General features: G+C 62.5%; 12 protein-coding genes. 5 read left to right on the top strand and 7 right to left on the bottom strand.

Annotated features, from left to right (window positions below; translation table 11 throughout):
• Positions 1-1,427 (top strand): murein biosynthesis integral membrane protein MurJ (gene murJ / locus GPS82_RS09940; RefSeq protein WP_296494037.1); only part of this gene is annotated, 1,427 nt, incomplete at its 5' end.
• 12 nt (positions 1,428-1,439) lie between these two features.
• A complete protein-coding gene (locus GPS82_RS09935) occupies positions 1,440-2,291 on the top strand; it encodes a transglutaminase-like domain-containing protein (protein ID WP_296494034.1) in 852 nt (283 codons plus the stop codon).
• 33 nt (positions 2,292-2,324) lie between these two features.
• Here GPS82_RS09935 and GPS82_RS09930 read toward each other — a convergent pair whose 3' ends face one another.
• From GPS82_RS09930 to GPS82_RS09900, 7 genes are all read right to left on the bottom strand, one after another.
• The gene (locus tag GPS82_RS09930; protein WP_296494031.1) at positions 2,325-2,747 is read right to left on the bottom strand and encodes a DUF6691 family protein; all 423 of its coding nucleotides are present in this window, start codon (positions 2,745-2,747) and stop codon (positions 2,325-2,327) included.
• The gene (locus tag GPS82_RS09925) at positions 2,744-3,217 is read right to left on the bottom strand and encodes a YeeE/YedE thiosulfate transporter family protein (protein WP_296494028.1); all 474 of its coding nucleotides are present in this window, start codon (positions 3,215-3,217) and stop codon (positions 2,744-2,746) included. Before GPS82_RS09925 ends, GPS82_RS09930 begins: the two co-directional genes overlap by 4 nt.
• A 425-nt stretch (positions 3,218-3,642) precedes the next feature.
• Entirely contained in the window at positions 3,643-4,845 is a 1,203-nt protein-coding gene (locus GPS82_RS09920; protein WP_296494026.1) for an ABC transporter permease, read from the bottom strand.
• An 89-nt stretch (positions 4,846-4,934) separates the two neighbouring features.
• A complete protein-coding gene (locus GPS82_RS09915) occupies positions 4,935-6,143 on the bottom strand; it encodes an ABC transporter permease (protein WP_296494024.1) in 1,209 nt (402 codons plus the stop codon).
• Positions 6,125-6,868 carry an ABC transporter ATP-binding protein gene (locus tag GPS82_RS09910; protein WP_296494022.1) on the bottom strand — a complete coding sequence of 248 codons (744 nt, stop codon included), beginning with the start codon at positions 6,866-6,868 and terminating at the stop codon, positions 6,125-6,127. Before GPS82_RS09910 ends, GPS82_RS09915 begins: the two co-directional genes overlap by 19 nt.
• Positions 6,865-8,022, bottom strand: a complete 1,158-nt coding sequence (locus GPS82_RS09905; protein ID WP_296494020.1) for an efflux RND transporter periplasmic adaptor subunit — start codon at positions 8,020-8,022, stop codon at positions 6,865-6,867. The genes GPS82_RS09910 and GPS82_RS09905 overlap by 4 nt, the downstream gene beginning before the upstream one ends.
• Positions 8,023-8,036: 14 nt before the next feature.
• Positions 8,037-8,285 carry a hypothetical protein gene (locus tag GPS82_RS09900; RefSeq protein ID WP_296494017.1) on the bottom strand — a complete coding sequence of 83 codons (249 nt, stop codon included), beginning with the start codon at positions 8,283-8,285 and terminating at the stop codon, positions 8,037-8,039.
• A 657-nt stretch (positions 8,286-8,942) separates the two neighbouring features.
• On the opposite strand from GPS82_RS09900, the gene nosZ reads away from it, so the two are divergent.
• From nosZ to nosD, 3 genes are all read left to right on the top strand, one after another.
• Positions 8,943-10,874, top strand: a complete 1,932-nt coding sequence (gene nosZ, locus GPS82_RS09895; protein ID WP_296494012.1) for a TAT-dependent nitrous-oxide reductase — start codon at positions 8,943-8,945, stop codon at positions 10,872-10,874.
• 60 nt (positions 10,875-10,934) lie between these two features.
• On the top strand, positions 10,935-13,550 hold the full coding sequence (locus GPS82_RS09890) for a NosR/NirI family protein (protein ID WP_296494009.1): 2,616 nt from the start codon (positions 10,935-10,937) through the stop codon (positions 13,548-13,550).
• A 23-nt stretch (positions 13,551-13,573) separates the two neighbouring features.
• The coding region (gene nosD / locus GPS82_RS09885) for a nitrous oxide reductase family maturation protein NosD (protein ID WP_296494039.1) at positions 13,574-14,654 on the top strand (1,081 nt) is incomplete at its 3' end.

The raw sequence follows: 14,654 nt of genomic DNA, 5'->3' as shown, positions 1-14,654 counted from the left end.
TTCCCAATCTGTTCCGCCGGTTTTTTGGCGAAGGGGCCTTCAGCCAGGCCTTTGTGCCGGTGCTTGCCGCCTCCAAGGCGCAGCACGGGGACGCCGCCACCCGGCTTTTGATCGACCGTGTCGCCACGGTGCTGGCTTGGGCGCTGCTGCTGCTGAGTGTGCTGGGCGTGCTGGGCGCCGGTGGCCTGGTGTGGGCCATGGCCAGTGGCATGCAGCAAAACCCGCGCGGCTATGACGTGGCGGTGGTGCTGACGCGCTGGATGTTTCCCTACATCGCCTTCATGTCGCTGGTGGCGCTGGGGGCCGGGGTGCTCAACACCTACAAACGTTTTGCGGTGCCCGCGGCGACGCCCGTGCTGCTCAATATCTGCATGATTTTTGCCGCCTGGCTGGGCGCGCCGTGGTTCAAAACCATTGGGCTGGAACCCATTTATGCGCTGGCGGGCGGCGTGCTGATGGGCGGCGTGCTGCAGTTGGCGGTGCAATGGCTGGCCTTGAAGCGCATGGGGCTCAGCCCCCGGCTGGGCTGGCGCTGGTCGGAAATAAAACAGGCCTGGGCCGATTCGGGCACCCAGAACATCCTGAGGCTCATGGGGCCGGCCCTGCTGGGCGTGGGCGTGGCGCACTTGTCCATGATCATCAACACCCAGATCGCATCCTATTTAAAGCCTGGCAGCGTGAGCTGGATCACCTACGCCGACCGCCTGATGGAGTTCCCCACCGCCATGCTGGGCGTGGCCATGGGCGTGGTGCTGATGCCGCAGCTGGCCATGGCCCGCGCCGGCGGTGATTCAGCACGTTATTCGGCCATGCTCGACTGGGGCCTGCGCCTGGTGGTGCTGCTGGCGGTGCCTTGCGCCATCGCGCTGCTGGTGTTTCCGTTGCCGCTGGTGTCGGTGCTCTACCACTACGGCGCCATGACCGACTTTGACGTGCAGCAAGTCACCCACGCGCTGATGGGCTGGGGTGTGGGGCTGGTCGGCATTGTGGCCATCAAGGTGCTGGCGCCGGGCTACTTTGCCAACCAGGACACCAAAACGCCGGTCAAGGTGGCCGTGGTGGTGCTGGTGCTGACCCAGTTGCTGAACATTGGCCTGGTGCCGGTTTTTGCCCATGCCGCATTGACGCTGTCAATTGGCATTGGGGCCATGGTTAACGCACTTTGGCTGTTGCTCGGCCTGCTCAAGCGCGGCAGCTACAAGCCCGAGCCCGGCTGGGGCCTTTTTGTGCTGCAGGTGCTGGCGGCCTGCGTTTTGCTGGGTTTGTTTCTGGTGTGGGCCAACAGCCACTTCGCCTGGTTGGCATTGCGCGCCGAGAGTTTGAAGAGAATTGGACTGCTGGCCTTGATTCTGGTCGCCTCGGGGTTCATTTACTTTTTGGCCCTGTGGGCTGCTGGCATGAAATTCCGCCAGCTTTTAAGACGATAGACTATGGGCGCCATGAATCTGTCCCTGAACATTCCCACCCCGCTGGAGTATTTTGCGTCGCTGGTGCACAGCGACGCCGACTTTCCGCTGCTGGAGGCCGCCATCAGCCTGGCGCAGGACGAGTACCCGGAGCTCAGTGTGCAGCAGGTGCTGGGTGATGTGGATCAATTGCTGGCGCGCTTGCGGCGCCGCCTGCCGGAGGATGCCGGCTCGCTGCAAAAGCTGCGTGTGCTCAATCAGTTTGTTTACCGTGACCTGAACTTCGGCGGCAATTTCAACAACTTCATGGACCCGGACAACAGCTATGTGCATGTGGTGTTGCGCACCCGGCTGGCCATTCCCATTTCGCTGGCAGTGATCTGGCTGGAACTGGCCCAGGGCATTGGCCTGAAGGTGCGTGGCATCAGTTTTCCGGGGCACTTCATGGTCAAGGTCAACCTGACCGAGGGGCAGGTGGTGATTGACCCGCTCACCGGCAAATCGCTCAGCCGGGAGGAATTGTCCGAGCGGTTGGCGCCTTATCACGACATGGGCGCTCTGGTCGACGACCCGGACCTGCCGCTTGGCCTGTACCTGCAGGCGGCGCCGCCGCGCGACATCATTGCCCGCATGCTGTTCAACCTCAAGGATATTCATGCCGCGCAGGAAGACTGGGGGCGTCTGATTGCGGTGCTTGACCGGATGATCGTTTTGCTGCCGCAAGCCTGGCCTGAGTACCGCGACCGGGGTTTGGCGCATGCCGAAGCCGGACGCCCGGGCCACGCGCTGGAAGATCTGGAAACTTATCTCGCCAACGACCTGCACGCCGCAGACCGCGGCGCCATCAACAAGCGGGTGGCCGAGTTGAGGCGCGCCACGCAGTAAAGCTGCTTCCAGCCGGGGCAGCCCGGCCAGGATTTATTTGGCCCGCAGTCCTTGCACCAGCGCCCCGGCGGCCATGCCGCCCAGCGCCCAGAGCAGGTCAACATTGCCCACCCCGAGCGCCGCAATGGCCGGCCCGGGACACACGCCGCACAAGCCCCAGCCGATGCCAAAAAGTGCCGAACCCACCAGTGTGTCACGGTTCCAGAAGCTCGGGTGCGCATGAAAATGCGAGTCAAGGAAAGGTTTTGAAAGCAGGCGCGGCACTATTTTGTAAGCCACCAGAACCACCCCCACGGCACCGCCCATGACCAGCATCAGGCCAAAGTCCTGGAAGTGCAAAAAGCCCAGCACCACCTCGGGCTGGATCATGGTCGACAACGACAGTCCAAAGCCAAACAGCATGCCGGCTGCCAGCGTGGCAATTATTTTGGGCAGTGTCTCAGCGTGTGGTGTCATGCCAGCCACCTTGCCATCAGGTTGGCTGTCAAAAATGCGGTGGCCATGAAGGTCAGCACGGCCAGCAGCGAGGGCCATTGCAGCGAACCCAGCCCGCAGATGCCATGACCCGAGGTGCAGCCATTGCCCAGCCGGGCCCCGTAGCCCACAAGAAAGCCGCCCACCAGCAATTGCCACACTGGCACGCGGGTGCTTTGGGCTGCGCCGTCGGCAACTCCCAGCCACCACAACAACGCGCCCAGAATCAGCCCGGCCGCATACACCAGCCGCCAGCCGCGTGAACCGACGAAACGTGGCTGCTGGAAAAACGGCCGCTGCACCACAAAAGACCAGGTGCTGGAAAACACCGTGCTCATGCCGCCAATGCGGCCGGTAAAAATAAACAGCAGTGACGCGCCTGCGCCAACAAATAGGCCCCCCGCCAGATAGTGCTGCCAGCCCAGGGGAAAGTAGGTTGTGAGAGAGTTCATGGGGCGTGATTATCTGGGAAAAGAAACAGGGGCTCGCCGGGCTGATGCAGATGTCGAGCCGGGCCCGGCCAGCCTGTTGCCAGAAATCCGGCTGACTGATGCTTTTTGCAGCACCGCCTCAGGAACCAATGCCGGCGCGGGTTTCAGGACTTGCCAGACAGGTTATCCACAAGTTAGTGCACCATTTTTTGGAGTAACTGTTTGAGCCGAAACGACAAACTTGTGCTGCCACGAAGGCGCACCAATTGCTACCACAGATTTCCCGGCTCATTGACGCGGATGCCTGCGGCTGTCAGGATTGATGAATGTTTGAGCACCGCCTGCAAACCCATGACTGGCGCGGCTTCTGGCGCTTGTACCATGACTTGTCCACAGGGTAGCTCACACAAATAAGGGAGAAGTATTTTTTGCCATGCCGCAGGCGCTCAGTCGGCCCGCAGCGCTTGCACCGGGTCCAGCCGTGCCGCGCTGCGCGCCGGCAGCACACCGGCCAGCAGGCCGATCACCACGGCAACCACCTCGGCCAGCAGCGCAAAGCTTAACGGGGTGTGCACGGGCAGGGCGGGCAGGGTCAGGTGGATCAATTGGGCCAGGCCAAAGCCCAGCGCCAGCCCCATCAGTCCGCCGATGGCCGACAGCGTCACCGCCTCGCCCAAAAACAGTGCCAGAATGGTTCGCCGGGGCGCACCCAGCGCCACCATCAGGCCAATCTCACCCTTGCGCTCACTCACCGCGATGGTCATGATGGTCACAATGCCCACGCCGCCCACCAGCAGCGAGATGCCGCCCAAAGCACCCACCGCCATGGTCAGGATGTCCAGAATGTTGGACAGTGTGCGCAGCATGTCTTCCTGGGTGGTGATGGTGAAATCTTCCCGCCCGTGGCGCGCCACCAGCGTGCCTTTAATGGCGGCCACGATGCTCGCCGCGGGCACGCCTTCTTCGTACGCCAGGTCAATTTTCATCACGCCGTCACGGTTGTACAACTCCAGCGCCCGGGCGGTGGGAATGTAGGCCGCATCGTCCAGGTCAACACCCAAAAACTGGCCCTTGGCCTCCAGCACGCCGATCACCCGAAACTGCAGGTTGCCCACCCGCACCCGCGCGCCCAGCGGGTTGGCGCTGCCAAACAGCTCGCTCTTGAGCTTGGCGCCCAGCACCACGAAGGCGCGGGCGTTTTCCAGCGACTCGGGTGGCAGGAACTGGCCGGTCCTGACCTTGATGTTGTACACCCGGGCCATGTCGGCGCTGACGCCGTTGACGGTGGTGCGGCGCAGGCGGCCATTGGCACTCACCTCGGTGTTGCCCCAGACCGTGGCGGTCATGCCGGTCACATGCGGCAAGTTGGCCAGTGCGCGCGCGTCGTCCAGGCTCAGCGGCCGCACCGACGAGGGAATGCCGGTTGGGGCGGGCCCCGAGGTCTTGACCTTGCCGGGCGAAATGCTGGCAATGTTGGTGCCAAACTGGGTGAATTCGGCCAGCACGAAGCGGTGAATGCCCTCGCCAATCGAGGTCAGCAAGATCACCGACGCAATGCCCACCGCAATCCCCAGCAGCGTCAGAAAGCTGCGCAACCGCTGCGCGGTGACGGCGCGCAGGGCGAGGGCAATGGCGTCAGGCAGCAGCATGTTGCGCGGCGTCGCCAGATCGCCCCAAGGCGACGACTCTCTTGAGGGGCAGCGTCGTGCACGAAGTGACAAGCGTGGGGGCCATATTTTTAGCGCCTCGCGAGCGCCTGCACCGGGTCAAGCTGCGCGGCGCGGCGCGCCGGCAACACGCCAAACAAGATGCCGGTGACCAGCGCGGTGGCCAGCCCGGCCAGCACCGCCCAGTCGGGTGGGTAAGCCGGAAAAGCGGGGTACAGCAGGCGAATCAGGGCCGCCGCCAGCAGCCCCAGCCCATAACCCGCCACCGCGCCGGTGAGTGAGAGCATGATGGCCTCGGTCAAAAAAATCAGCCGGATGCCGCCGCCCGTGGCGCCCAGCGCCTTGAGCAGGCCGATCTCGGCGGTGCGTTGGCTCACCGACACCAGCATCACGTTCATCACCAGAATGCCCGCCACCGCCAGACTGATGGCGGCAATGCCCGCCACCCCCAGCGTGAGCGCGCCCAGCAGCCGGTCAAAGGTGGCCAGCACCGCGTCCTGGGTGATAACGGTCACGTCCTGCTCGCCCTCGTGGCGCAGCCTGATGATCTCCGCCACCTGGGCTTTGGCAGCCTCGATCGATTCGCGGCCATGGGCCTCGACCAGAATGCGAAACAGCGTGTTGCTGTTGAACATGGCTTGCGCCAGCGACACCGGCACAAACACCAGTTCGTCGGCGTTCATGCCCAGGCCCTGGCCGCTGGGCGCCAGCACGCCCACGATGCGAAAGCGCCGGTCGCCAATGCGCACCAGTTGACCCAGCGCGGGTGCGCTGCCAAAAATCTCGTCGCGCACCTTGGCCCCGATCACCGCCTCGCTGGCGCCACGGCGCCAGTCCCCGGCGGCCAGAAAGCGTCCCTGCGCCATGGCCATCTGACGCACTTCCACGTACTCTGACACGGTGCCCGCCACCAGCACCTCGCGCAGCTTGCCCCCGGCACTTATCTCGGAGGTGCCCACCGCCAGCGGCGCCACGCGGCGCACGGCGCTGGCACGCTGTAGAGCCTGCGCGTCGTCAATGGTCAGGTCGCGCGGCGTGCTGGTGATGGCGTTGCCAGGGTTGAAACCACCGGTTTGCGAGCGCCCCGGCAACACGATCACCAGATTGCTGCCCAGGCTTGAAAACTCGTTCACCACATAGCGCCGGGCACCGTCGCCCAGGGCGGTCAGCACCACCACGGCGGCCACACCAATCGCCATGGCCAGCACCAGCAAGGCGGCACGCAGCGGGTTGCCGGTGGCGGCCTCGCGCGCAAAGCGGATCAGGTCGGCAAGGCGCACGGAGAGGGCTCCGACGGGTTGGTGAGGGTGGCCGGGCTGGCATGGCGCAGGTCTTGTTTGATGGCGCCGTCTTCCATCATCAGCTGGCGCTGCGCACGCGCGCCCAGGGCGTGGTCGTGGGTGACCATGATCAGTGTCACGCCTTTGGCGTTGAGCCCCTCGAGCAGGCGAATGACCTCCTCGCCGGTGGCGCGGTCCAGGTTTCCGGTGGGTTCGTCCGCCAGGATCATGGCGGGCTGCATGATGGTGGCGCGGGCAATGGCCACACGCTGGCGCTGCCCGCCCGAGAGTTCTTCGGGTCGGTGGTCGGCGCGCGGCTCCAGCCCGTAGTCCTTGAGGGCCTGCTTGACCCGCACGGCGCGCTGCTCGGGGGCCAGGCCGGCCAGCACCATGGGAAGCGCAATGTTTTCTGCCGCGCTCAGGCGCGGCACCAAGTGAAAGCTCTGGAACACAAAGCCGATGCGCTGGCTGCGCACGCGCGCCTGCTCGTCGGGCGAGAGCGTGGTCACGTCGCGCCCCTCCAGCCGGTACTCGCCGGTGTTGGGGCGGTCCAGCAGGCCCAGCAAGTTCAGCAGGGTGGACTTGCCCGAACCCGACGGGCCCATCACGGCCACATATTCGCCGGCGGCAATCGACAGGTTCAGGTCGCGCAGCGCGTGCACCTCGGAGTCGCCCAGGTGGAACACCCGCTCAATGCCGGCCAGCTCAATTTGCGCGGGGCTCATTTTTTGGGGGTGTCATCGGCGACAAACGCGGCACCGGCCTTGACCCCTTCGCGCTCCAGTGAGGTCACCACCTTGTCACCCGCTGCCAGGCCTTCGAGCACCTCGGTGAATTCCCAATTGGCCAGACCGGTCTTGACCTGGCGCTCCTGCAGGGTGCCATCGGGGGCGGCCAGCAGCACGCGGCCGCCTTCCTGCAAGGCAGAGGAGGGCACACGCACCACATGCTCGCGCACTGCCAGCACCACTTCCACGTCGGCGCTGTAGCCCACCAGCAGGCGCGGCGGGGCGTGGTCGGCGTCCAGCGTGGCTTCAATGTCGACGGTGCGGGCCTGCTTTTCAACGGCCGACACATAAGGCGCCACGCGCTTGACCGTGCCCGGGAAAGACTGCTTGGGCAGCGCGTCAAAGCTGATGCGCACGGCCTGGCCGGCGGCGATTTTGGGCGCGTCCACCTCGTCCATGGGGGCGCGCACATAAAGACAGGTGTCGTCGATCAGGTCAATCGCCGGTGGCGTCGGCACGCCGGGCGGCGACGGGGTGGAATACTCGCCCACCTCACCCACAATCTTGGCCACCGTGCCGGCAAAGGGTGCATACAGCACGGTGCGGTTTTGCTCCACCTGCGTGGATTTGACGCGGGCCAGTGTTTGGCTCACATCCGCCTTTGCCGCCTCACAACCGGCGCGGCGCGCCTGGGCCTCGGCGCGGGCCTGCTCGTCACGCGAGCCCGACACAAAACCTTGTTTGAACAAGGCGTTCTGGCGCTCGGCCTCGCGCTCGGCATTGGCGGCCACGGTGCAGGCTTCAAGCACACGTTTGCGGGCGGTTTCCACCTGTGTCAGGGCCAGCGCGCTTTGCGCCTGCTGGTCGTCGTTCCAGAGTTTCATCAGCAACTGGCCCTTTTTGACCTTGTCGCCCTCCCTGACGGCGAGCACCTCAATGCGCCCGCCCATGGTGGCCGAGAGTTTGGTGCGCAGGCAGGCCTCGACGGTGCCGGCGCGGGTGTTGGCAATGCTGGACTCAACCCGGCCCTGGTCAATGGTGGCCAGCGTCACCGCCACCGGTTCGGGCCGCTTGATCCACCAGATGCCCGCCCCCAGCAGGCTCAGCACGAGCAGTGCCAGCAACAGCCGGCGCAACGCGACAGATGACATCTGGCTTGCCTGTTCTAGTGGGTCACGAACTCGTAGCTTACTTCTTCGCTTTCCACCATGTCGAGCAGGTCGTTCAGCACATCGTCGTCTTCGGTGCTGCTCCAGGTTTCCTCGGGGTCGCTGGCAAACAGCGGCTCGATGGCGATGTCGAGAAACTGACCGTTGGGCAGTTTCAGCACGTGGCCTCCTTCAGAGGTTGCAGCCAGTTCCCAGTCGTCCGGGACCGACATTTCAAGCTTGATGGTGACGTTGAGTTTTTTCATGGTGTTCCTTGGTTGCCAACATGGCAAGATCACACAGATTGTATTGACAGGCCTTGCCGGGGTTGATCAATAGTTCTTCTGGAATGCGATTTCTCGTTCTTTAGAAATATTGCCGCGCGACCTGATCGTTTCTAAAGTCAACCTCGCTGATTTCGTCCACCGACATCCGCACCAGCACAAGGAGAAAAGTTGCCTTGTCTTTCATTTGATCTGCGTCAAACATAATTAAATATTCATGTAAAGTGAATCTTAAAGCCTTAGAATCCAGCCCATGTTTTCAACGTCTACCTTCCTACAGCGCGAGACCCGATGGATATTGACGGGATTGCTGTGCTGCATGGGTGTGGCCATGGCCAGCCCACTGGTCAAGCCGCGGTCGATGACCGTGGTCTGTAGCGGGGCAAACACTGTCGCGCTGGTGGATATTGATGCGCAGACTGAGCCCGCAAAGCTGCTTGCCATGACGCTTGATTGTGCCGACTGCCTGCCCGCTGTGTTGCCCCCGCCTGAAGCGTCCGTTCGCGCCGCAGAGAAGCCACTTCAAGGCCGCCTGGCCGTGGCCAAGCCCTTGCCAACACCAGAAATTCATTGCTTATCGCCGCCCTCTCGCGGTCCTCCCACCCCCCGTTTCTTCAACCTGAACTGAAAGGCCCTCCCGTGAAAACTGAAACGCAACTAACCCCTCCTGCCACCAATACTTTGGCGCGTCGCTCATTTTTGAGCGCTGCTGCCGCCACCGGGCTGTCGCTCGGCGTCGTCGCCTGTGCCGAAAAAAAATCAGACAGTGCGACCCCTGCGGGCTCTGCGGCGGCGCCTGCAACAACCGCCAGCCACGCTGGTGGTGCTTCCGCCCACTTGAAACCCGGCGAACTCGACACTTATTACGGCATCTGGAGTGGTGGCCACACCGGCGACATGCGGGTGCTGGGTTTGCCTTCCGGCCGCGAACTGTTGCGCATTCCGTGCTTCGTGCCGGACGCACTGGTTGGCTGGGGCATCACCAATGAGTCCAAAGCCATCATGGGCACCAAAGCCGACGGCTCGCTGCGCTACACCGTGGGCGACACGCACCACACCCACGCGTCATACAAAGACGGCAACTACGATGGTCGTTATTGCTGGATCAACGACAAGATCAATTCACGCATTGCGCGCGTGCGACTCGACTACTTTGTCTGCGACAAGATCACCCAGCTGCCCAACGTGCAGGGTTTTCACGGCATTTTCCCGGACAAGCGTGACCCAGTGGACCCGGCTATCAACTACACCACCCGTGTGTTCTGCGGTGGCGAGTTCGGGATTCCACTGCCCAACTCGGGCACCGAGGACGCCACCAAATACCGATCCCTGTTCAGCTGCGTTGATGCCGAGACCATGGAGGTGCGCTGGCAGGTGCTGATTGACGGAAACTGCGACCTGGTGGCCACCTCGTTTGACGGCAAACTCGCGGCCACCAATCAGTACAACACCGAGATGGGTGCGCATTACGAGGACATGATGTCTGCCGAGCGCGATGCCTGCCTGTTCTACAACATTGCCCGCATCGAAGCGGCCGTCAAGGCCGGCAAATTTCAGACCATCGGCAAGTCCAAGGTACCGGTGGTGGACGGCACCCGCGAGGCCAACAAGGACCCCCTGACCGCGCTCACCGCGTATGTCTCGGTGCCCAAGAATCCGCACGGTGTCAACGCATCGCCTGACCAGAAATACTTCATTTGCTCCGGCAAACTGTCCCCCACCGGCACCGTGCTGGAACTGGCCAAGGTGCTGGACTGGTTTGATGGCAAGCTCGAAAAGCTCGATTCGGTGATCGTGGCCGAGGTCGAGTTGGGTCTGGGCCCGCTGCACACTGCCTTTGACGGCCGTGGCAACGCCTACACCACTTTGTTCCTGGACAGCCAGGTGGTCAAGTGGAACGTCGAAGCGGCCATCAAGTTCCACAACGGTGACAAGACTGCCAAATACGTGGTCGACCGCATCGACGTGCAGTACCAGCCAGGCCACCTGAACGCCAGCCAGTCCGAGACCATTGCGGCCGACGGCAAATACCTGGCTGTGGGTTGCAAGTTCTCCAAGGACCGTTTCCTGCCGGTGGGCCCGCTGCACGCAGAAAACGAGCAGATGATCGACATCTCGGGCGACAAGATGGTGCTGATGGCCGACCATCCGGTGCGTGGCGAACCGCACGACTTCATCATCTTCAAGCGTGATCTGGTCAACCCCAAGCAGGTTTACGCGCTGGACGATTTCCCCAACGCGATCAAAGACCCGAAAGAGTCGGGTGTGTTCCGTCAGGGCAAGAAAGTCACCGTCAAGATGACGTCACAGGCACCGGCTTTCAGCCTGCGTGAGTTCAAGGTCAAAAAGGGCGATGTGGTCACCCTGATTCTGACCAACCTGGACAAGATCGAAGACTTGACGCACGGTTTTGCCATCCCGAACTACAACGTCAACTTCATCGTCAACCCGCAGGAAACTGCTTCGGTGACCTTTGTGGCTGACGAGCCGGGTGTGTTCTGGTGCTACTGCACCCACTTCTGCCATGCCCTGCACCTGGAAATGCGCACGCGCATGATCGTCGAGGCCTAAGCCTCGCAACCGCTGGCCTGTCCTTGTCAGGGCAGGCCAGGGGCCCCAAGGACCCCATTAATGTCATTACCCAGATTTCTCGCGCTGCCACTGGCTGCGTTTTCGATTGTTTTGAGCCTTTGGGCTGACCCGACTCACGCGCAAGCCTACGAGGCCAAGTTACCCGAAGAGTTAGGCACCGCGCCCGATATGTGCGCGCTGGTGCCGTGCCAGGAAGTGTTTCCTGGGGCTACCAGTTTCTCGAGCCGCAAGGGACAGCCGCCTTATGTCGAGGCCTACGGCGCAGACCCGCAGGCACCTGCCAGCAAAAAACTGCTGGGCTATGTGATGTTGTCGACCGACATCACCGACACCCCCGCTTATTCTGGCAAGCCGGTAGTGACCCTGATTGGCATGGATGTGCAGGGGCGCTACGTCGGCATCAAGGTGATCAAGCATTCAGAGCCCATTTTGTTGCTGGGCATCCCGGAAAAAGCACTGATTGATTTCAATAACCAGTACCTCGGAAAATCGGTCAAGGACCAGATCGAGGTCGGCCCGTCCCGCCCGGATGAAAACGTGCTGGGGTTGGATGCCATCTCAGGTGCCACCGTCACGGTGATCGCCCAAAATCAGGTGATGCAACTTTCGGGCTCGGCGGTGGCACGCCAGGTGGGCATCATCGAACCCACGGTGCGCGAGCCCGCGCGTTATGCGCTGAAGAAAAAAGTCTACAGCTGGGCTGACCTGGTGGCGCTGGGTGCTGTCAAGCAGTTGCAGGTCACACCCAAACAGGTCGGACTCGACGGCGGCGGTGAACCCTTCATTGAGCTTTGGTTTGGCGACCTCAATCACCCCGAGCTCAGCATGAGCCTGCTCGGCAAGCAGGGCAGCGAGAACCTGCGTTCGCGTCTGAACGCGGGCGACCACGCATTTTTTGTGATCCGCACCGCGGGCCAGGAGTCCTTCAAGGGCTCGGGCTTTGTGCGCGGCGGCATTTATGACCGGGTCCAAGTCAAGCAGGGTGCTGATTCCTTCACCTTTCGCGACCTGGACTCGCTCAACTTGTACGGTATCGAGGCCGCGGGCGCGCCCAGCAGCACCGAGTCGGGCATATTCATCATCCGCGCCGGTTCGTTCTCGGCTGCTTACCCCTGGAAACTGGCTTTCTTGGGCAACCGCGTCGACCGGGCCACTGGCCACCGCAGTTTTGCCAACTTTGAAGCCAAATACTGGCTGGCCGATGAATTCCTTGAAGGCGGCCGACCCACCGTGGTTGAGCCTGACGCCCCGTGGGTGCGCATCTGGAAAACGCGCGCGCTTGAAATTGGGCTGTTTGCCTTTTTGCTGGTCGCGGTGACCGTGGTCTATGCCCTGCGCGAGCGCCTGACCCGGCTGTCCACGCACAAGAACAAGTGGCCTGTGAATGTTTTCAAGTACACCGCCTGGGCGCTGAGTATTGTTTTTGTAGGCTTTGGCGTGATGGCGCAGCCCTCCATCACCCAGGTGCTGACCTGGTTCCACGCACTGCTGTTCAACTGGACCTGGTCGCTGTTTTTGTCCGACCCGTTCATCTTCCTGTTTTGGGTCTTCATCATCGTCACCGTATTCTTGTTTGGTCGCGGCCTGTTCTGCGGCTGGATGTGCCCGTTCGGCTCGCTGTCCGAGGCCATCTTCAAGGTGGGCCGCGTGCTGGGCCTGAAGCGCTGGCAAAAGCCGGTTCCGCAAGCACTGCACGACAAATTGAAATGGCTCAAGTACGCGATCTTTTTCGGCCTGCTGGCGGTGTCGATGTTCTCGATGGGACTGGCGGAGGTGCTGTCCGAGGTAGAGCCTTTCAAGACCACCTTCCTGGTGGGCGTGATGAATCGCAGCTGGCCCTATGGTCTGTTTGTAGCGGTATTGCTAGGGATGTCGCTATTCATTGAGCGGCCGTACTGCAAGTACATCTGCCCCTTGGGCGCGGCTTTGGCCATGCCCAGCACATTCCGCTGGTTCGGCCTCAAGCGCAAGCAGGACTGCAACAGCTGCAAGGCCTGCGCGGTGGGCTGTGGTGCCCAGGCCATCGACGCTGACGGCCGCATTGACCACCGCGAGTGCCTGCACTGCCTGGACTGCATGGTGCTGTACACCGACCAAAAGGGCTGCCCGCCGCTGGCCAAGGAACGCAAGCGCCGCGAGCGAGACGGCCTGCTGATCACCCCAATTGGGCGCGACGGTTATTTCATCCCGATCGACTTGGTGCCGGCCATCAGCGCCAAGGTGGCCCAAGGCCCTGACCCGCGTATGCCCACCCCACCTGCCGTACCGCGCTACGCGGCCGGGCACCGTGGCCTGGGTTGGCTGCTGGCCGAGCTGCGCGACCATATCTGGCCGTGGAGCCGCGACGGCTGGAAGTCCCAACGCGCCATGCAAATGGCCGGCTTCTCTTTGGCAGTTGCCGCCAGTGTGGCCTGGGTGCTGACCGCCAGTGGGCGCCTGTCCGAGAGCGCCATCATTGGCTGGTGGTTTGGCTGGAGCGTCTATGAAGTGCTGATTCGCATGAATGGCAAGCGCTATGTCAAGGACGGCCCCTGGTGGCAGGCCCGCTACCGCGAAGCCAACTGGATGGACATGCTGAGTTACGTGGGTTTCAAGAATCTGCTGATCGGTGCCACGTTGTTCCTTGCCCTGAAAACACTGGGGATGCTGTCTTGACTGTGACGCTGCATCTACGCCGACTGGTGCTGGCTTGCCTGCTCCTGTGCTGCGCCCCGCTGTGGGCTGCGGTCTGGCGGGTGCAGCCCGGGCAAGATGTGCAGGCAGTCATCAACCAGGCGGCGGCGGGCGATGTGGTGGAAATCGAGCGCGGTTTTTATGACCAAAACCTGCGCATTGACAAGCCCATGACGCTGCGCGGCCTCAATCGCCCCACGCTCAGCGGCGGGCAACGTGGCGACACCATTCGCGTGACAGCGGCAGACGTGGTCATCGAGGGCCTGATCGTGCGCGATTCAGGCACCGAACTGCTCTACCAACATGCCGGCATTTATCTCCAGCCCGGCGCCCACCGGGCGGTGGTGCGCGACTGCGTGCTGGTGTACAACCTGTTTGGTCTGTGGATCGAAAAGGTCAACGACGTCCGCATTGAAAACAACCGCATCACGGGCTTGCGCGACTTCAACTCGTCACAACGCGGCAACGGCATTCAGTTGTACAACACCAAGGGTGCCCGCATTACCGGCAACGACGTCAGCTTTGTGCGCGACGCGCTCTATGTGGACGTGTCTCACCATGCGGAGTTTCGCGGCAACAAGCTGCACCACAGCCGCTACGGCACCCACTACATGAACTCCTATTACAACCTGTGGGAGGACAACGACAGCTACTACAACCGGGGTGGGCTGGCTCTGATGGAAGTGCGCGACCAGGTAGTCCGAAACAACCGTACCTGGGGCAATTCCGACCACGGCATCATGTTGCGCACGCTGCAAGACTCGGTGGTTGAAAACAACATCGTGGCCGGCAATAACCGGGGCTTCTTCATCTACGACGTGGAATTCGCGACGCTGCGCGGCAATCTGGTGGTGGACAACCATGTGGGCGTGCACCTGTCGGCGGGCTCGACCCGCAACAAGGTCGAAGGCAACGACTTTATTGGCAACCGCGAGCAGGTGCGTTATGTCGGCGCGAAGGACGAAAACTGGGGTGGCAAGCTGCCGGGCCTGGGCAACCACTGGAGCAATTACCTGGGCTGGGACCGCGACGGCAATGGCGTGGGTGATCTGCCTTACGAAGCTAATGACCTGGTCGATCGGCTGC

Origin of the sequence: Rhodoferax sp. (genome assembly GCF_011391645.1) — a bacterium.
GTDB lineage: Bacteria > Pseudomonadota > Gammaproteobacteria > Burkholderiales > Burkholderiaceae_C > Rhodoferax.
The sequence above is the reverse complement of the archived record's forward strand: the minus strand, read 5'-3'. Positions and strand labels throughout refer to the sequence as shown.

Bases quoted from the DNA above. Each gene is read 5' to 3' on its own strand.
- GPS82_RS09935 (WP_296494034.1), top strand. From the start codon at position 1,440: ATGAATCTGTCCCTGAACATTCCCACCCCGCTGGAGTATTTTGCGTCG.
- GPS82_RS09930 (WP_296494031.1), bottom strand. From the start codon at position 2,747: ATGACACCACACGCTGAGACACTGCCCAAAATAATTGCCACGCTGGCA.
- GPS82_RS09925 (WP_296494028.1), bottom strand. From the start codon at position 3,217: ATGAACTCTCTCACAACCTACTTTCCCCTGGGCTGGCAGCACTATCTG.
- GPS82_RS09920 (WP_296494026.1), bottom strand. From the start codon at position 4,845: ATGCTGCTGCCTGACGCCATTGCCCTCGCCCTGCGCGCCGTCACCGCG.
- GPS82_RS09910 (WP_296494022.1), bottom strand. From the start codon at position 6,868: ATGAGCCCCGCGCAAATTGAGCTGGCCGGCATTGAGCGGGTGTTCCAC.
- GPS82_RS09905 (WP_296494020.1), bottom strand. From the start codon at position 8,022: ATGTCATCTGTCGCGTTGCGCCGGCTGTTGCTGGCACTGCTCGTGCTG.
- GPS82_RS09900 (WP_296494017.1), bottom strand. From the start codon at position 8,285: ATGAAAAAACTCAACGTCACCATCAAGCTTGAAATGTCGGTCCCGGAC.
- GPS82_RS09890 (WP_296494009.1), top strand. From the start codon at position 10,935: ATGTCATTACCCAGATTTCTCGCGCTGCCACTGGCTGCGTTTTCGATT.